14 protein-coding genes are annotated in these 18,791 nt (G+C 59.4%); 1 reads left to right on the forward strand and 13 read right to left on the reverse strand.

Translation table 11 applies throughout. The features are described 5' to 3' along the window. Positions 1-4: 4 nt before the first annotated feature. From rplB to rpoB, 11 genes are all read right to left on the reverse strand, one after another. On the reverse strand, positions 5-844 hold the full coding sequence (gene rplB, locus MHJ63_RS09325) for a 50S ribosomal protein L2 (protein ID WP_035758037.1): 840 nt from the start codon (positions 842-844) through the stop codon (positions 5-7). Between the two features lie 34 nt (positions 845-878). Next, complete coding sequence (gene rplW, locus MHJ63_RS09330) at positions 879-1,187, reverse strand: 50S ribosomal protein L23 (protein ID WP_035758034.1); 309 nt, start codon at positions 1,185-1,187, stop codon at positions 879-881. After that, complete coding sequence (gene rplD, locus MHJ63_RS09335; RefSeq protein ID WP_035758031.1) at positions 1,184-1,789, reverse strand: 50S ribosomal protein L4; 606 nt, start codon at positions 1,787-1,789, stop codon at positions 1,184-1,186. Before rplD ends, rplW begins: the two co-directional genes overlap by 4 nt. Positions 1,790-1,792: 3 nt before the next feature. After that, positions 1,793-2,443 (reverse strand): 50S ribosomal protein L3, encoded by a 651-nt coding sequence (gene rplC / locus MHJ63_RS09340; protein WP_035758030.1) that lies wholly within the window; start codon positions 2,441-2,443, stop codon positions 1,793-1,795. 21 nt (positions 2,444-2,464) lie between these two features. Further along, a complete protein-coding gene (rpsJ, locus tag MHJ63_RS09345) occupies positions 2,465-2,773 on the reverse strand; it encodes a 30S ribosomal protein S10 (protein WP_035758027.1) in 309 nt (102 codons plus the stop codon). Between the two features lie 475 nt (positions 2,774-3,248). Continuing rightward, positions 3,249-4,442 carry an elongation factor Tu gene (gene tuf, locus MHJ63_RS09350; protein ID WP_035758024.1) on the reverse strand — a complete coding sequence of 398 codons (1,194 nt, stop codon included), beginning with the start codon at positions 4,440-4,442 and terminating at the stop codon, positions 3,249-3,251. 242 nt (positions 4,443-4,684) lie between these two features. Further along, entirely contained in the window at positions 4,685-6,799 is a 2,115-nt protein-coding gene (gene fusA / locus MHJ63_RS09355) for an elongation factor G (RefSeq protein WP_035758022.1), read from the reverse strand. Between the two features lie 66 nt (positions 6,800-6,865). Continuing rightward, complete coding sequence (rpsG, locus tag MHJ63_RS09360) at positions 6,866-7,336, reverse strand: 30S ribosomal protein S7 (protein ID WP_035758019.1); 471 nt, start codon at positions 7,334-7,336, stop codon at positions 6,866-6,868. After that, complete coding sequence (rpsL, locus tag MHJ63_RS09365; RefSeq protein ID WP_035758017.1) at positions 7,336-7,710, reverse strand: 30S ribosomal protein S12; 375 nt, start codon at positions 7,708-7,710, stop codon at positions 7,336-7,338. Before rpsL ends, rpsG begins: the two co-directional genes overlap by 1 nt. Before the next feature lie 451 nt (positions 7,711-8,161). After that, positions 8,162-12,049: a DNA-directed RNA polymerase subunit beta' gene (locus MHJ63_RS09370; RefSeq protein WP_239447246.1), complete on the reverse strand. Its 3,888-nt coding sequence runs from the start codon at positions 12,047-12,049 to the stop codon at positions 8,162-8,164. Between the two features lie 133 nt (positions 12,050-12,182). Next, positions 12,183-15,689, reverse strand: coding sequence for a DNA-directed RNA polymerase subunit beta (gene rpoB, locus MHJ63_RS09375; RefSeq protein WP_239447247.1), 3,507 nt, complete (start codon positions 15,687-15,689; stop codon positions 12,183-12,185). Between the two features lie 357 nt (positions 15,690-16,046). Here rpoB and MHJ63_RS09380 point away from each other — a divergent pair, with 357 nt between their 5' ends. After that, positions 16,047-17,273, forward strand: a complete 1,227-nt coding sequence (locus tag MHJ63_RS09380; RefSeq protein WP_239447248.1) for an acetyl-CoA C-acyltransferase — start codon at positions 16,047-16,049, stop codon at positions 17,271-17,273. A 137-nt stretch (positions 17,274-17,410) separates the two neighbouring features. Here MHJ63_RS09380 and rplL read toward each other — a convergent pair whose 3' ends face one another. Both rplL and rplJ read right to left on the reverse strand, forming a co-directional pair. Then, positions 17,411-17,785, reverse strand: coding sequence for a 50S ribosomal protein L7/L12 (gene rplL / locus MHJ63_RS09385; RefSeq protein WP_035758013.1), 375 nt, complete (start codon positions 17,783-17,785; stop codon positions 17,411-17,413). A 125-nt stretch (positions 17,786-17,910) separates the two neighbouring features. Further along, positions 17,911-18,426, reverse strand: a complete 516-nt coding sequence (gene rplJ, locus MHJ63_RS09390) for a 50S ribosomal protein L10 (protein ID WP_035758011.1) — start codon at positions 18,424-18,426, stop codon at positions 17,911-17,913. Positions 18,427-18,791 lie beyond the last annotated feature (365 nt).

An 18,791-nucleotide genomic window follows, 5' to 3' on the forward strand; every position in this document is an offset into this window, starting at 1 on the left:
GCTCCTATCGCTTGTTCTTGCCAGTGCGGCGACGGCGCACAATGAGCTTGTCGCTGGACTTGTTAGGACGGCGCGTGCGGCCTTCCTTCTTACCGGCTGGGTTGACTGGGTGACGGCCACCGGAGGTACGGCCTTCACCACCACCGTGTGGGTGGTCAACCGGGTTCATGGAGACACCGCGAACGGTTGGGCGTACGCCCTTCCAGCGCATGCGGCCGGCTTTACCCCAGTTGATGTTGATCTGCTCAGCGTTACCGACTTCGCCGACGGTTGCGCGGCAGCGTACGTCAACGTTGCGGATTTCGCCGGATGGCAGACGCAGCTGTGCGTACTTGCCTTCGCGGGCTACCAGCTGAGCGGATGCACCAGCGGAACGAGCCATCTTGGCGCCGCCACCTGGGCGGAGCTCGATCGCGTGCACAACGGTACCCACTGGGATGTTGCGCAGCGGCAGGTTATTACCTGGCTTGATGTCAGCGTTCGGGCCGGACTCGACGCGGTCGCCCTGCTTGAGACGTTCCGGCGCTACGATGTAGCGCTTGGTGCCGTCCACGTAGTGCAGCAGTGCGATACGGGCGGTGCGGTTCGGGTCGTACTCGATGTGCGCGACCTTCGCCGGTACGCCGTCCTTGTCTGCGCGACGGAAGTCGATCAGACGGTACTGGCGCTTGTGTCCACCACCCTTGTGACGGGTCGTGATGCGGCCGGTGTTGTTACGGCCACCGGTCTTGTGCAGCGGGCGGAGAAGGGACTTCTCTGGCGTGCTGCGCGTAATTTCTGCGAAGTCGGCAACGGACGCGCCACGAAGGCCCGGCGTTGTCGGCTTGTATTTGCGAATTGCCATTTATTGTTCCTCGTTAAAGTGGTCTCCGGTTGCCTTAGGCGACCGGACCGCCGAAGATGTCGATGGTGTCATCGCCCTGGAGGGTGACGATCGCGCGCTTGGTGTTCTTGCGCTGTCCCCAACCGAAACGGGTACGCGTACGCTTACCCGGGCGATTGCTGGTGTTGACCGATGCAACCTTGACGCCGTAGATCTCCTCTACTGCAGCCTTGATTTCGGTCTTGTTCGAGCGTGGGTCCACCAGGAAGGTGTACTGACCCTCGTCGATCAGGTTGTAGCTCTTCTCCGAAACGACCGGAGCGACGATCACGTCGTGGGCCGTGCGACGGTTGATGTTAGTCACTTGGCGTCCTCCTTACCGGTGAAGGCGTCGAAGGCAGCCTTCGTGAAGATGACGTCATCAGCGCGGAGCACATCGTAGGTGTTGAGCTGGTCCGCGAACAGGGCGTGAACGTTCTCAAGGTTACGCACGGACAGAGCTGCGACGTCGTTGGCGCGTTCAAGCACCACGAGCAGGTTCTTCCGGGTCGTGAGGGACTTGAGGTTTTCGCGTGCCTGCTTGGTCGACGGGGTGTCGCCCGTGATGATGTCCTCTACGACGTGGATGCGATCGTGGCGGGCACGATCGGTGAGGGCGCCGCGCAGTGCAGCTGCCTTCATCTTCTTAGGGGTGCGCTGGGAGTAGTCGCGTGGCACTGGGCCGTGTGCGATACCACCGCCGCGCATCTGTGGCTCGCGGATGGAGCCCTGACGTGCACGGCCGGTCCCCTTCTGGCGGAACGGCTTGATGCCGGAGCCGGAGCGTTCAGCGCGGGTCTTGGTCTTGTGCGTACCCTGGCGGCGTGCTGCCTCTTGCGCAACAACTACCTGGTGCAAGAGAGCAACGGAGGCCTCGGTATCGAAGATCTCTGCTGGGAGATCAACCTTTACGGTTTTGATAGCCATTGGTTAGGCTCCCTTCACTGCAGTGCGAACCAGGACAACCTGGCCACGCGGACCTGGGACTGCGCCCTTGATGAGCAGGAGGTTGTTTTCTGCGTCAACACCGTGAACCGTGAGGTTCAGGGTGGTCTGACGCTCAACGCCCATGCGGCCCGGAAGCTTCTTGCCCTTGAAGACGCGACCTGGGGTCGACGCCTGGCCTACGGAGCCTGGCTTGCGGTGGTTCTTGTGCTGACCGTGGGATGCGCCTGCGCCGGAAAAGCCGTGGCGCTTCATTGCACCTGCGAAGCCCTTACCTTTGGTGGTTCCGGTGATGTCTACCTTGGAACCGGCTTCGAACTGTTCGACGGTCAGTTCCTGACCGAGTTCGTAGTCTGCGGCGTCAGCGGTACGTACTTCAGCTACGTGGCGGCGTGGGGTCACGCCTGCGGCCTTGAAGTGGCCGACGAGTGGCTTGGTGACCTTGGTTGGGTCTACCTGGCCGTAGCCGATCTGGATCGCGGTGTAGCCGTCGCGCTCTTCGTTGCGCAGCTGGGTGACGACGTTAGCGTCAGCCTTGACGACGGTGACCGGGATCAGGTTGTTGTCTTTATCCCAGACCTGGGTCATGCCGAGCTTCGTGCCCAGCAGGCCCTTGATGTTGCGGCTTGCGGTCATAGTTATCTCAGCACCTCCCTATTAAAGCTTGATTTCGATGTTGACATCCGCTGGCAGGTCGAGGCGCATGAGCGAATCGACGGCCTTTGGAGTTGGATCCACGATGTCGATGAGGCGCTTGTGGGTGCGCATCTCGAAGTGTTCGCGGGAATCCTTGTATTTGTGTGGGGAGCGAATCACGGTGAACGTGTTCTTCTCCGTTGGCAGCGGCACTGGGCCGACGACGGTTGCGCCGGCGCGAGTGACGGTATCCACGATCTTGCGGGCGGAGGTGTCAATGACTTCGTGGTCGTATGACTTCAGCCGGATGCGGATTTTCTGTCCCGCCATGCTGTCTTCCTTACGTTGTTAGCACTGTTATTGATGTGTGCCTCACGGGTCACAGCGGTGGCAGTTAGTTCCAGGAAGGTCTGGTTCTCTATGCGCTTGCTGTAACCGGCACGCCCGGTTGCGAGCCAAATCCTAAATACTTCAGGGTTCCTTGCCTCGGCCGAGCTCCGATCCACGCACTCGGGCGTGTCTTCACCGGTGTGGTGTTCAGCGCCGTCTTCTATGCAGGGACCGTGTTGGCATCTTGGTTCTAGGCCCAAAAAGCCAACTTATCTAGTGTGGCACATCCTGTGTTGATTCACAAAATAATGTGATGGGCTCAACCCCGGTTGCCTCATATCGGGTGTGGGCGGCGGGGACGCGAAAGGGGCCCGACTCCCCTTGCGGAGAATCGGACCCCCTTTCGTTATGGCGTTTCGTTATAGCTGGTTCACATCATGTCGATGTGGCCTGCGCCAGATCAGTAAGACTGGTCCTACTTGATGATCTTGGTAACGCGGCCCGAACCAACGGTGCGGCCACCCTCACGGATAGCGAAGCCGAGGCCCTCTTCCATAGCGATTGGCTGGATGAGCTCGACGGTCATCTCGGTGGTGTCACCTGGCATAACCATCTCGGTGCCCTCTGGGAGGGTAATAACACCGGTCACGTCAGTCGTACGGAAGTAGAACTGTGGGCGGTAGTTCGAGTAGAACGGGTTGTGGCGGCCACCCTCGTCCTTGGAGAGGATGTACACGTTTGCCTCGAACTCGGTGTGTGGGGTGATCGAGCCTGGCTCGACAACAACCTGACCGCGCTCAACGTCTTCACGCTTGAGACCGCGCAACAGCAGACCACAGTTCTCGCCAGCCCATGCTTCGTCGAGCTGCTTGTGGAACATCTCGATACCGGTAACGGTGGTCTTCTGCAGTGGGCGCAGACCAACGATCTCAACCTCGGAGTTAAGCTTGAGGGTACCGCGCTCTGCACGGCCGGTAACAACGGTACCGCGACCGGTAATGGTGAAGACGTCCTCGATTGGCATCAGGAATGGCTGATCCTTCTCGCGGACTGGGTCTGGGATGTACTCGTCAACAGCGTTCATGAGCTCCATGATGGAGTCAGCCCACTTCTCGTCGCCCTGCAGCGCCTGGTAAGCGGAAACGCGGATGACTGGAGCCTCATCACCGTCGAAGCCCTGGGAGGACAGAAGTTCGCGAACCTCCATCTCGACGAGGTCGAGGAGCTCTTCATCGTCAACCATGTCGCACTTGTTGAGTGCAACGAGCAGTGCAGGAACGCCAACCTGGCGTGCCAGCAGAACGTGCTCGCGAGTCTGAGCCATTGGGCCGTCGGTAGCAGCAACCACGAGGATTGCGCCGTCCATCTGAGCAGCACCGGTGATCATGTTCTTGACGTAGTCAGCGTGGCCTGGAGCGTCAATGTGTGCGTAGTGACGCTTCTCGGTCTCGTACTCCACGTGGGAGATAGAGATGGTAATACCGCGCTGGCGCTCTTCCGGAGCGGAGTCAATGGTATCGAAGTCACGCTGGACGTTGGTGTCAGACGGGAAACGGTCTGCCAATACCTTCGAGATAGCGGCGGACAGCGTCGTCTTACCGTGGTCAACGTGGCCGATGGTGCCGACGTTTACGTGCGGCTTAGAGCGGTCAAACTTTGCCTTTGCCACAGATTCCTCCTAGAACTGTTTTCAGCAAACTTCCTACTGCTCACTCTTTTGGTGAGCAAGCTATCAATCAGTTTACTGATGGCGTGTTGGTTTATGAAAATTCAGCGGGATCCAGTGAGATCTGCCTCACCTTAGCGGTGATCCCTGTTCGTCCGCCGGCCAGCCTGTAAAGCTGCTCCGGCGGTGAACGAGTGGGCGGTACTACTCGCGGCAGTGCCGCCCACTCGTTCTACCCACAGGAATTACTCGCCGCGGGACTTCTGGATGATCTCGTCCGCGACGCTCTTCGGCACCTCGGCGTAGCTGTCGAAGACCATCGAGTACACGGCGCGTCCCTGCGTACGGGAACGCAGGTCGCCGATGTAGCCGAACATCTCCGAAAGCGGAACCTGAGCCTTGACGACGCGAACGCCCTGAGCGTCATCCATCGACTGGATGGAGCCGCGGCGGGAGTTCAGGTCACCGATGACATCGCCCATGTACTCTTCTGGGGTGCGGACCTCAACGGCCATGACCGGCTCGAGCAGAACCGGGTTGGCACGCTTCATGGCTTCCTTATAAACCTGGGAGCCTGCGATCTTGAACGCCATTTCAGACGAGTCAACATCGTGGTATGCACCGTCGAGCAGGGTTGCCTTGACGCCGACCATCGGGTAGCCAGCCAGGACACCGAGTTCCATGGCTTCCTGGATACCCTGGTCAACGGATGGGATGTATTCGCGTGGAATACGGCCACCGGTGACGGCATTCTCAAACTCGTAGATGGTGTCGCCTTCGACCTCGAGAGGTTCGAAAGTGACCTGGACCTTTGCGAACTGGCCGGAACCACCGGTCTGCTTCTTGTGGGTGAAGTCGACCTTCTCCACGGTGCGGCGGATGGTTTCGCGGTATGCAACCTGTGGCTTACCGACGTTCGCTTCAACCTTGAATTCGCGCTTCATGCGGTCGACGAAGACGTCGAGGTGCAGCTCGCCCATGCCGCCGATTTCGGTCTGGCCGGTTTCGTCGTTAAGAGAAACGGTGAAGGTTGGGTCTTCAGCGACGAGCTTCTGGATCGCGTTGGAGAGCTTCTCCTGGTCGCCCTTGGTCTTCGGCTCGATAGCAACGAAGATCACTGGCTCTGGGAAGGTCATCGATTCGAGTATGATCGGAGCATCGGATGCGCACAAGGTGTCACCAGTGGTGGTGTCCTTGAGGCCGATGACCGCGTAGATGTGGCCTGCTACGATCTCTTCGACTGGCTGTTCCTTGTTCGCGTGCATCTGGAACATCTTGCCGATGCGTTCGCGCTTACCCTTGGTCGAGTTCAGGATCTGAGCACCGGATTCGAGGCGGCCCGAGTAGACGCGGATGAAGGTCAGGGTGCCGAAGAATGGGTGGGATGCGATCTTGAACGCGAGAGCCGAGAACGGCTCGTCGACGGATGGCTTACGGGTCAGCTCAACCGTCTCGTCCTTCGGGTCGGTACCGTGCATCGGTGGAACGTCCAGCGGCGATGGCAGGTAGTCGACGATGGCGTCGAGGATTGGCTGAATGCCGCGGTTCTTGAACGCGGAGCCGCAGAAGACTGGGTAGGCTTCGTCGGCAACGGTCAGCTTGCGGATACCGGCCTTGAGCTCAGCTTCGGTGATTTCCTCGCCTTCGAGGTACTTCTCCATGAGCTCTTCGTCAGCTTCTGCGACGTCTTCGACGAGCTTTGCGCGGTATTCCTCAGCCTTGTCCTTCAGATCAGCTGGGATCTCTTCAGTGGTGTACTTCTGGCCGAGGGATACGTCACCCTTCGAATCAGCTTCCCACTTGAGAGCCTTCATGCTGACGAGGTCAACAACGCCAACGAAATCGCTCTCAGCGCCGATTGGCAGCTGCATCACGAGTGGCTTAGCGCCCAGACGGGAGACGATGGTTCCTACCGTGTGGTAGAAGTCAGCGCCCATCTTGTCCATCTTGTTGACGAAGCAAATGCGTGGAACGCCGTACTTGTCTGCCTGACGCCACACGGTCTCGGACTGCGGCTCAACGCCTTCCTTGGCGTCGAAGACAGCGACAGCGCCGTCGAGAACGCGCAGGGAACGCTCAACTTCAACGGTGAAGTCAACGTGGCCTGGGGTGTCGATGACGTTGATCTGGTTGTCATTCCAGTAAGCGGAGACTGCAGCGGAGGTAATGGTAATACCGCGCTCCTTCTCCTGCTCCATCCAGTCGGTCGTCGATGCACCGTCGTGCGTCTCGCCGAGCTTGTGGTTCACACCCGTGTAGAACAGGATGCGTTCCGTAGTAGTGGTCTTGCCCGCATCGATGTGGGCCATAATGCCGATGTTGCGGACCTTCTTAAGGTCGGTGAGCACGTCGAGTGCCACGGTGTCTCCCTTACGGTTGAGGTGTCAATACCCGGTGGCGAGGATCGCCACCGGGTAGAACGTGGATTACCAGCGGTAGTGAGCGAACGCCTTGTTGGCTTCCGCCATCTTGTGAGTATCCTCGCGGCGCTTGACTGCTGCGCCGAGGCCGTTGGAGGCGTCCAGGATCTCGTTCATGAGGCGTTCGGTCATGCTCTTCTCGCGGCGGACCTTCGAGAAGCCGACCAGCCAGCGCAGCGCGAGCGCAACCGAGCGACCAGGCTTGACCTCAACAGGGACCTGGTAGGTTGCGCCACCGACGCGGCGGGAGCGAACCTCAAGTGCAGGCTTGATGTTTTCGATGGCCTTCTTGAGGGTGGCTACCGGGTCGTTACCGGTCTTAGCCTGGGTGCCTTCAAGTGCGCCGTAGACAATGCGCTCTGCGGTGGACTTCTTACCGTCTACGAGCACCTTGTTGATCAGCTGGGTGACCAGTGCGGAGCCGTATACCGGATCGTTGACAATTGGACGCTTGGGAGCTGGACCCTTACGAGGCATTACTTCTTCTCCTTCTTAGCGCCGTAGCGGGAACGGGCCTGGCCGCGGTCCTTGACACCCTGGGTGTCGAGTGCGCCGCGGACGATCTTGTAGCGGACACCTGGCAGGTCCTTCACACGGCCACCGCGAACGAGCACGATGGAGTGTTCCTGCAGGTTGTGGCCCTCACCTGGGATGTAGGCAGTTACTTCGGTGCCGCCTGCGAGGCGGACACGAGCAACCTTACGAAGCGCGGAGTTCGGCTTCTTAGGGGTGGTGGTGTACACGCGGGTGCACACGCCGCGGCGCATTGGGTTACCCTCAAGCGCCGGGGTCTTCGACTTGTTCTTGTGTGGAGCGCGACCCTTGCGCACCAGCTGCTGAATTGTAGGCAATCTATGTCCTTACGTTGCTGATCGGACTGTCCGCTTGCCCACCCGGTTGCCTCACTATGTAAAGCGCGGCGGGCGATGCGTGCGGTTATCGTTTTCTCGCGATCTCTAAACCGCTTGGTCCGAGGCGTGCGAAAGTGTGGAGTACGTCATTCAACCTGCGAACGACACGGACTGAGTCCACTTCTCCACACGAAAACTCTGATCATCCACTATATCAGCATTTTCGTTCTCGCCACAATCTGCACGTTCGCGGCCGCCAAGCCCGTATCCGCAAGCGTGCATGCCACAAGAGTGCCAGCGCCGCCCCAACGCCAACGCAACACGACATGGCCGGAGAATAAACAGCTCTTAACGCCGATGCGGCAGGCACCTCCCCTACGGAAGGCACCCGCCGCATCGTACTTGTTCTCAGCTAACCGGCGCTTACGTCACCAGCCAGCGAGGCTAGAGATCAGTTGAAGTCCTGACCGAAGTTGCCGTACTCCTCCATCGAGATCGCGGAGAACTCGCCACCGAACGCTTCCATCCCCTGATAATCGAAACCAGAGAAAGCGGATGGGCCGGAGTAGAAGGAAGCCTTCGCTTCCTCAGTCGGCTCAACATCAACCTGGGTGTAGCGATCCAAGCCAGTACCGGCAGGGATCAGCTTACCGATGATGACGTTCTCCTTCAGACCCAACAGCGGATCAGACTTAGCCTCCATAGCGGCCTGGGTCAGAACGCGCGTGGTCTCCTGGAAGGACGCGGCGGACAGCCACGACTCGGTAGCCAGCGAAGCCTTGGTGATACCCATGAGCTCGTCACGGCCCGATGCCGGGCGGGCGCCTTCAGCGACAGCCTTACGGTTAGCAGCCTGGAAGACCGCACGGTCAGCCAGCTCACCAGGAAGCAGATCCGTGTCACCCTGATCAATCACGGTGATGCGGCGCAGCATCTGGCGAACAATAACCTCAACGTGCTTATCGTGAATACCCACGCCCTGAGACTGGTACACAGCCTGAACCTCACGGACCAGGAACTTCTGTGCCTCACGCGGGCCAAGAACACGCAGAACCTGCTTCGGGTCAATAGCACCCGCAGCCAGCTGCTGGCCAACGTCCACGTGATCGCCTTCCTCAACCAAGAGGCGGGAACGACGCAGAACAGGGTAGGCCTCTTCCTCAGAGCCATCATCCGGGGTCACGATAACGCGCAGGGCGCGCTCGGTGTCCTCGATCGAGACACGACCAGCAACCTCGGTGATCGGCGCCAAGCCCTTAGGCGTACGCGCCTCAAAGAGCTCCTGAATACGAGGCAGACCCTGGGTAATATCGCCAGACTCAGCAACACCACCCGAGTGGAAGGTACGCATCGTCAACTGGGTACCAGGCTCACCAATCGACTGAGCCGCAACGATACCCACGGCCTCACCGATATCAACGAGCTTGCCGGATGCCAGCGAGCGGCCGTAGCACAACGCACACGTACCAACCGCGGAATCACACGTCAGAACCGAACGGACATTGACCTCGTCAATACCGGCATCGAAGAGGCGCTGAATCAGGACATCGCCCACGTCCTCGCCGGCCTCAGCCAACAGCTCACCGTTGGCGTCCACAACATCCTTGGCAAGGGTGCGGGTGTACGCCGAGTTCTCGACCGTCTCATGCAGAGTACGGACACCGTTGACCTCATCCGCGATAGCGACCTTAAGGCCACGGCGGGTACCACAGTCATGCTCACGCACGATGACGTCCTGAGAAACGTCAACCAGGCGGCGCGTCAAGTAACCCGAGTTAGCGGTCTTCAACGCGGTATCCGCAAGACCCTTACGGGCACCGTGAGTAGCGATGAAGTACTCAAGAACCGTCAAACCTTCACGGTAGGAAGACTTGATCGGGCGAGGAATAATCTCACCCTGCGGGTTCGACACCAGACCACGAATACCGGCAATCTGGCGCAACTGCAGCCAGTTACCGCGAGCACCGGAAGTCACCATGCGGTTAATGGTGTTGTACTTCTCCATGCCCTCCTGCATCTTGGAGGCAACCTCCTCGGTGGCCTGAGTCCAGATGTCAATGAGTTCGGTACGGCGCTCATCATCAGCGATCAGACCCATCTCAAACTGAGTCTGAACCTTCTGAGCACGCTCCTCATACGGGGCCAGGATCGCGGCCTTGTCCATGTGAGAGGTCACGTCAGAGATCGCAACCGTGACACCCGAGCGGGTGGCCCACTCGAAGCCCTTGTCCTTGAGGTTATCGAGGGTACGAGCAGTATCGACCTTCGGGTAACGCTCAGCGAGGTCATTCACGAGGTCACCCAAGGTGCCCTTGGTAGCGACCTCAGCGAACCACGGATAGTCCTCAGGCAACGTGTCATTGAACAAGGCGACACCCAGAGTGGTCTCCAGAAGCGCCGGCTTGCCTTCAACCCAACCCTCAGGGGCAGGCTGCGAAGCCGACGGAACAAAGTTATCCACCGCAATCGTGCAGACCGCGTTCAGATCAAGCTCGCCCGCATCGAACGCCATGATCGCTTCAGCAACAGAAGAGAAGCTACGGCCCTCACCAACAACACCCTCACGGCGGGTAGTCAAGTGGTTCAAACCGATGATCATGTCCTGCGCAGGCAACGCAACCGGGCGGCCATCCGAAGGCTTCAGAATGTTGTTCGAAGACAACATCAGGATGCGCGCCTCAGCCTGAGCCTCAGGGCTCAACGGCAAGTGCACAGCCATCTGGTCACCATCGAAGTCAGCGTTGAACGCTGCACACGCCAGTGGGTGCAACTGCAGAGCCTTACCCTCAATGAGCTGCGGCTCAAACGCCTGAATACCCAGGCGGTGCAGGGTTGGTGCACGGTTCAACAGAACCGGGTGCTCAGCGATGATCTCTTCAAGAACATCCCACACCGCAGGGCGGAAACGCTCAACCATACGCTTAGCTGCCTTGACGTTCTGAGCGTGGTTCAGATCAACCAGGCGCTTCATCACGAACGGCTTAAACAGCTCAAGCGCCATCTGCTTAGGCAGACCACACTGGTGCAGCTTCAACTGCGGACCAACCACGATGACCGAACGGCCAGAGTAGTCAACACGCTTACCCAGCAGGTTCTGACGGAAACGACCCTGCTTACCCTTGAGCATGTCAGACAGCGACTTCAGCGGGCGGTTACCCGGGCCAGTCTGCGGGCGGCCACGGCGACCGTTGTCAAACAACGAGTCAACCGACTCCTGCAACATGCGCTTCTCGTTGTTCACGATGATCTCTGGAGCGCCCAGATCCATGAGACGCTTCAAGCGGTTGTTGCGGTTGATCACACGACGGTAGAGGTCGTTGAGGTCCGAGGTAGCGAAACGGCCACCATCAAGCTGAACCATAGGGCGCAACTCCGGCGGAATCACCGGAACAGCGTCAAGGACCATACCCTCAGGCGAATTATCGGTCGTCAAGAAAGCGTTAACAACCTTCAGACGCTTGATCGCGCGAGTCTTACGCTGACCCTTACCGGTAGCGATCACCTCACGCAGCGCCTCTGCCTCTTCCTCGAGGTTGAAGTTCTGCAGGCGCTTCTGGATCGCCTCAGCACCCATCAAGCCCTCAAAGAACAGGCCATACTTGGCGCGCATCGTGCGGAACAGCGACTCGTTACCTTCAAGGTCACCCACCTTGATGGTCTTGAAACGCTCCCACACCTCGGTGAGACGCTCAATCTCGGCGTCCGCATTCTTACGGACGTTCGCCATTTCCTTCTCAGCGGCGTCGCGAGCCTTCTTCTTCTCAGCAGCCTTAGCGCCCTCACCCTCAAGGCGAGCGAGCTCTTCCTCAAGCTCCTTAGCGATCTCAGCGATATCAGCGTCACGCGTGTTAGCGATGTTCTTGATCTCAACATCGTGAGCAGCCTGCAAGTTCGGCAGCTCCTCGTGACGGCGTTCCTCATCAACCGAGGTGATCATGTACGCCGCAAAGTAAATAACCTTCTCGAGGTCCTTCGGCGCCAAATCAAGCAGGTAACCCAAACGCGAAGGAACGCCCTTGAAGTACCAAATATGCGTCACAGGAGCAGCCAACTCGATGTGGCCCATACGTTCACGGCGAACCTTAGAACGGGTCACCTCAACGCCACAACGCTCACAAATAATGCCCTTGAAACGGACACGCTTGTACTTACCGCACGAGCACTCCCAGTCACGCGTAGGACCGAAAATCTGCTCACCAAACAAGCCATCCTTCTCAGGCTTGAGTGTGCGGTAGTTAATGGTCTCCGGCTTCTTAACCTCGCCGTAGCTCCATTCGCGGATCTGTTCAGCCGTAGCCAAACCAATACGCATCAATCCGAAAGTCGATTCGGTGGACATAAGTCCTTACTCTCTTTCGTCAAAAAATTGAAGTCTTCATCAGGTGGTTCACCAGCCCAGCAACACAACCAGACTGGACAAAGGTCCGTAGCCGGTGGCGGGCACCCCAGCCCGCCACCGCATCGAGCGCTACTTAGACCTCATCAACCGAGCTCGGCTCAACATTGGACAAGTTGATACCCAGCTCCTCTGCGGCCCGGAAGACTTCCTCGTCCGCATCGCGCATCTCAATCGTCTCGCCGTCGGTCGAAAGAACCTCAACGTTCAGGCACAGCGACTGCATTTCCTTCAACAGAACCTTGAAGGACTCCGGAACGCCAGGGGCAGGGATGTTATCGCCCTTAACGATCGCCTCGTAGACCTTCACACGGCCGTGGATATCATCCGACTTGACCGTCAGCAGCTCCTGCAGGGTGTATGCCGCGCCGTACGCCTCAAGCGCCCACACCTCCATCTCGCCGAAACGCTGACCACCGAACTGGGCCTTACCACCCAACGGCTGCTGCGTAATCATCGAGTATGGACCGGTCGAGCGAGCGTGGATCTTGTCATCAACCAAGTGGTGCAACTTGAGGATGTACATGTAACCCACGGAGATCGGCTCCGGGAACGGCTGGCCGGAGCGGCCATCGAACAGGGTCGCCTTACCGGAGTTATCGATCAGACGCTCGCCGTCACGGGACGGCAGAGTGTGGTCCAGCAGACCGCGGACTTCCTCTTCCTCAGCACCGTCGAAGACCGGGGTGGCAACCTTGATCGGAGCCTGCTCACGCGGCAGGTTCGGAAGGTTCTTGATCCACTCAGGTTCACCTTCGATGTTCCAGCCCTGGGATGCGGCCCACCCGAGGTGCAACTCCATGACCTGGCCCAGGTTCATACGGCCCGGAACACCCATTGGGTTCAGGATCACGTCGACCGGGGTACCGTCAGCCATGAACGGCATGTCCTCAACCGGGAGGATCTTGGAGATAACACCCTTGTTACCGTGGCGGCCAGCGAGCTTGTCACCAACGGTGATCTTGCGCTTCTGTGCAACGTAGACACGGACCAGCTGGTTCACACCTGGTGGTAGCTCGTCGTCATCGTCGCGATCGAAGATGCGGACGCCGATGACGGTACCGGACTCACCGTGCGGGATGCGCAGCGAGGTGTCACGGACTTCGCGGGACTTCTCACCGAAGATCGCGCGCAGCAAGCGCTCCTCCGGGGTCAGTTCGGTTTCACCCTTAGGTGTTACACGACCCACGAGGACGTCGCCGGCTTCTACCTCAGCACCGATGTGGATGATGCCGCGCTCATCGAGCTGCGAAAGCACTTCCTCGGACACGTTCGGGATGTCGCGGGTGATCTCTTCAGCGCCGAGCTTGGTGTCACGGGCATCGACCTCGTATTCCTCGATGTGGATCGAGGTGAGGACGTCGTCGGAGACCATGCGCTCGGAGAGGATGATCGCGTCCTCGTAGTTGAGGCCTTCCCAGGACATGAACGCAACGAGGAGGTTCTTACCGAGCGCGAGCTCGCCCGCCTGGGTTGCTGGGCCATCAGCGATGAGGGCCTGAGCTTCCAGCCGGTCCCCTTCCGTGACAACGACCTTCTGGTTGTAGCCGTTGCCCTGGTTGGAGCGGGCGAACTTCATGATCGGGTAGTTCGTCTGCGTGCCGTCATCGTTCATGACGGAGACGAGGTCAGCCGAAACGCTTGTGACAACGCCTGGCTTCTTCGCCAGAACCGCGTCGCCGGAGTCAACCGCGAGGTACTTCTCCATGCCGGTACCCACGATTGGGGAATCCGGTTCCAGGAGCGGAACGGCCTGACGCTGCATGTTCGCGCCCATGAGCGCGCGGTTGGCGTCATCGTGTTCGAGGAACGGAATCAGTGCGGTCGCTGCGGAAACCATCTGGCGTGGCGAGACGTCCATGTAGTCGATCTCGTTCGGAGCGACCAGGACTGGTTCGCCGCCGCCACCGCGTTCACGGCAGAGAACGAGGTCTTCTTCGAAGGTGCCGTCTTCTGCCAGCGGCGCGTTTGCCTGCGCGATCTGGTATTCGAGCTCTTCGTCTGCGGTCAGGTAGTCGACGTGCTCGGTCACCACGCCGTCAACAACGCGACGGTACGGGGTTTCGATGAAGCCGAAGGAGTTGATGCGACCGTAGGTTGCGAGCGAGCCGATCAGGCCAATGTTCGGGCCTTCCGGGGTCTCGATCGGGCACATGCGGCCGTAGTGAGACGGGTGAACGTCACGGACTTCCATGCCTGCGCGGTCGCGGGAGAGACCGCCTGGGCCCAGAGCCGAGAGGCGGCGTTTGTGGGTCACGCCAGCCAGTGGGTTGTTCTGGTCCATGAACTGCGAGAGCTGGGAGGTTCCGAAGAACTCCTTGATCGCAGCGACAACCGGGCGGATGTTGATCAGGGTCTGCGGGGTGATCGCCTCGACGTCCTGGGTGGTCATACGTTCACGTACAACGCGCTCCATACGGGACAGGCCGGTGCGGACCTGGTTGTCGATCAGTTCGCCGACCGCGCGGATGCGGCGGTTGCCGAAGTGGTCGATGTCATCGACGTTGATCGGGATGTCGGTCTCTTCGCCCTTGCGTACGCCCTTGATGGTGCGCTCGCCTGCGTGGAGTGCGACGATGTAGCGGATCATCGCTACGATGTCGGCCTCGGTCAGAACGGAGGACTCTGGGGTGTCCATCGGCATGTCCATGCCGAGCTTGCGGTTGAGCTTGTAGCGGCCCACCTTAGCGAGGTCGTAGCGCTTCGGGGTGAAGTACATGTTCTCAAGCAGGTTGCGTGCCGCTTCAACGGTCGGCGGCTCGCCCGGGCGTAGCTTGCGGTAGATGTCCAGTAGCGCTTCTTCCTCGGTGTGGACGGTGTCCTTCTCGAGGGTGATGCGGATCGACTCGTAGTCGCCGAATTCAGAAAGAATCTGGGATTCGGTCCAGCCCAGCGCCTTGAGCAGTACGGTCACGGACTGCTTGCGCTTACGGTCGAGGCGGACACCGACCTGGTCGCGCTTATCGATTTCGAGCTCGAACCAGGAACCGCGCGATGGGATGATGCGCGCGGAGTAGATGTCCTTATCGGAGGTCTTGTCTGGGGTGCGCTCAAAGTAGGCACCTGGGGAACGGACCAGCTGGGACACAACGACGCGCTCGGTTCCGTTGATGATGAACGTCGCGTTGTCGGTCATGAGCGGGAAATCGCCCATGAAGACCGTCTGCTGCTTGATTTCGCCGGTCTGGTTGTTCATGAACTCGGCACGCACATAGAGCGGTGCCGAGTAGGTGGCGTCGCGGTCTTTGGCTTCCGCGATCGTGTACTTAGGGTCCGCGAATTCTGGCTCGGAGAAGCTCAGGGACATGGTGCCCTGGAAGTCTTCGATGGGTGAGATCTCTTCGAAGATCTCGGCCAGCCCTGGTACTCGTGGGACGCTGGTGTCCCCTGTTTCTTCTGCCTTCGCTACGCGCTGCTGCCAGCGTTCGTTACCGATGAGCCAGTCGAACGATTCGGTCTGCAGTGCTAGCAGATCCGGGACGTCGAGAGGCTCGTGGATTTTCGCGAAGGAGATGCGGCCCGCTGCGGCGGCGGTACGAGCCGATGTAGCGGTTGAGTTCTGAGAGGTGCTCGAGGCGACCAAAGGTTTTCCTTCCACAGACCGTCATGTTTCCGGGTGCGGCTTTGCCCTCGCTATGCGTATTCTCTATGCGTTGACTAGCTCGTGAGGCTAGGATTTCGCGTGAGGTTGTAAACGCCTGATGAGACGTTAAAACATCGACCCACCGCTATATGAAGGTCGATGTAACAGGACAAGAAGAGCCGCAACGATCCATCTTAGCGCAGTTCATCAAGCGTGTCGAATAGTATTTTGAGCTCGCGTGCGTGATACCGAGCACGATGCCTGCCGGGCTTGCATGGCTAGCGCACCTTCGATCGTGAGATGCTGGTCACATTCGTGTGCGTTTTTCTTACGATGGAGGTTCATATGTCCGGTGGCGTGACTGGCGATTCCACCCCTGGTGGCTTGCAAGGCATCACGGCTTTGAGCGGGCGGGACGCGGTGATCATTGGTGCCGCGCGCACGCCTTTTGCGCGTCTTTTGGGCGGGCTCAAGGATTTTTCTGCCGCCGCGCTGGGTGAGCGCGCTATCGAGGCCGCGCTCGGCAGGGCTGGGGTCGGCGCGGAGTGCGTCGAGGCCGTAGTGATGGGGCAGGCGGTTCAGGCTGGATGTGGGCAGAACCCCGCTCGGCAGGCAGCCCTTTCGGTTCCGGGCCTACCTGCATCCGCTCATGCTGAGACGGTCAACAAGGTGTGCCTTTCTGGTCTTTCCGCGGTGATTCACGCCGCCCGCCTTGTTCGCCTAGGTGAGGCTGATGTTGTGGTTGCTGGCGGGATGGAGTCAATGTCGAATGCACCTCATCTTTTACCAGGCTCCCGCACTGGCTGGAAGTACGGGGACGTAGCCGCGGTTGATTCGCTGGCTCATGATGGGCTCACGGATGCGACTGATCAGGTCTCGATGGGCTCGCTGACTGATGCCGGCAACGATGCTCGCGAGATTTCGCGGGCAGAGCAGGATGCGGTGGCCGCCGCCTCACATCAACGAGCAGCTTCTTCCCATGAGCACCTGCAGCAAGAGATCGCCCCTGTTGAGTGGGTGGATCGCCGCGGCCGACAGCATACTGTCACAGACGATGAGGGCGTGCGTGAGGATACGAACGCTGAGGCCTTGGCTCAGCTGCGACCGGCATTCTCGAAAGAAGGAACCATCACTGCCGGGAACTCCTCTCCCCTATCGGATGGAGCAGCGGCCGTGATCGTGACTTCGCGCATCTGGGCTGAACAGAATAACGCGACCATACTGGCAACCATCGGCGAGGCAGGCCAGGTTGCCGGGCCGGATAATTCCCTGCACTCCCAGCCGGCCCGAGCGATCAAGAGGGCCCTCGACCGTTCCGGCATCGATCAGGGCGCCCTCGATGTCATAGAAATCAACGAGGCTTTCGCATCCGTGTCCGTGCAGTCCCAACGCGAGCTAGGTGTGGACGCAGAGGACGTGAACGCATGGGGTGGCGCGATCGCCTTGGGACATCCGCTCGGGGCGAGTGGCGCACGCCTCGTTGTGACAGCGTGCTACCAACTTGAGGAGAAAGGCGGATGCACCGCGGCCGTCGCGCTGTGTGGCGGCGGAGGTCAAGGCGAAGCACTCTTGCTGCATCGCTAGGATGCCGCCCCTAGCTCCCCCCGATCATCAGCCAGGGCCCTTAACAGAGTTTGGCCCGTGTCACCAAATGGTGACACGGGCCAAACATTCATTCACTGTGAGCGGCACACTCTCACGCCGCGGCGCGTGAAAGGAAATTACTTGAGGGTGACGGTTGCGCCAGCGCCCTCGAGAGCTTCCTTAGCCTTCTCTGCATCTTCCTTGGAGACGCCTTCGAGAACAGCCTTAGGAGCGCCGTCAACGAGCTCCTTAGCTTCCTTGAGGCCGAGGGAGGTCAGGCCGCGAACTTCCTTAATAACGCCAATCTTCTTATCGCCAGCGGCTTCGAGGATGACGTCGAATTCGGTCTGCTCTTCAGCGCCGCCTGCGGCACCGCCTGCAGCAGGAGCTGCAGCAACAGCAGCTGCGGTGACGTCGAAGGTCTCTTCGAACTGCTTAACGAACTCGGAGAGTTCGAAGATGGTCATTTCCTTGAACGCGTCAAGGAGCTCTTCGGTGGTGAGCTTCGCCATAGTGGCGTCCTTTCGTCGATGCGGAGGCTTTGCTCCGCGTAAAAGCTTGTCGGTTGAAACTGTTGGGCTCAAGCGTCCCGCGCCGCAACGGATGTTGCGGGACAACGGGTGCTACGGAACCGTGACTACTCTGCAGCTGGGGCTTCGGCGGTTTCGCCGGCCTCTTCGCGCTTGAGACGCAGCGCATCGATGATGCGTGCAGCAGCGGATGCTGGTGCCTTGAGGACACCGGCAACGCGAGCCAGCTGGTGTTCGACGGACTCGAGAGCAGCAAGATCCTTGATCTGCTCAGCGTCCATCTTCTGGCCGTCGTAGTAGCCGCCCTTGATGATGAGCTTCTCGTGGTCCTTAGCGAAATCGGTGAGGCTCTTAGCGGCTGCAACTGCATCCCCGCGTACAAACGCGATAGCAGTTGGGCCGTTGAGCATGCCCTCGAATGCGTCGACACCGGCGTTCTTAGCAGCGATCTCGGTCAAGGTGTTCTTGACGACTGCGTACTTGGTGTCTGGGCCCATGGAGCGGCGAAGCTCCTTGAGCTGTTCCACGGTGAGCCCACGGTATTCGGTCAGGACTGCAGCCGAGGACTCCTCGAAGTCCTTGGTGATCTCCGCTACGGCGATCTCCTTGACGTTCTTAGCCATGACACTCCTTCCGGGGTTCTAAGATGGTTCATCCCGGTTGGTTGCCCCGAAAAGCAAAATAGCCCTGGCACATAGGCACAGGGCTACACGGTGAACATCGACGGCGCTGAACGCCTCGGTTCGTGAAGTAACTGTCCCTACGTGGGCTGTCCTGCAAGTGCGGGAACCTTCGATGAGCGCACGCGCCCATAACCAACGGTCTTTGGTACAGCGTCCAGTCTAACGCAATGGATAACGATGCGCCAATCGGCGGCGTACCTTACATATATTGATCGCGTAGCTACAGTCGTGCCTCACATACTTTGAGCGCGTACTCCTACGCTGAACAAGTATGAACAAGGGTGTGGTCTCAATGTCGACACGTA

The organism is Pseudoglutamicibacter albus, assembly GCF_022346425.1.
GTDB classification, from domain to species: Bacteria; Actinomycetota; Actinomycetes; order Actinomycetales; family Micrococcaceae; genus Pseudoglutamicibacter; species Pseudoglutamicibacter albus.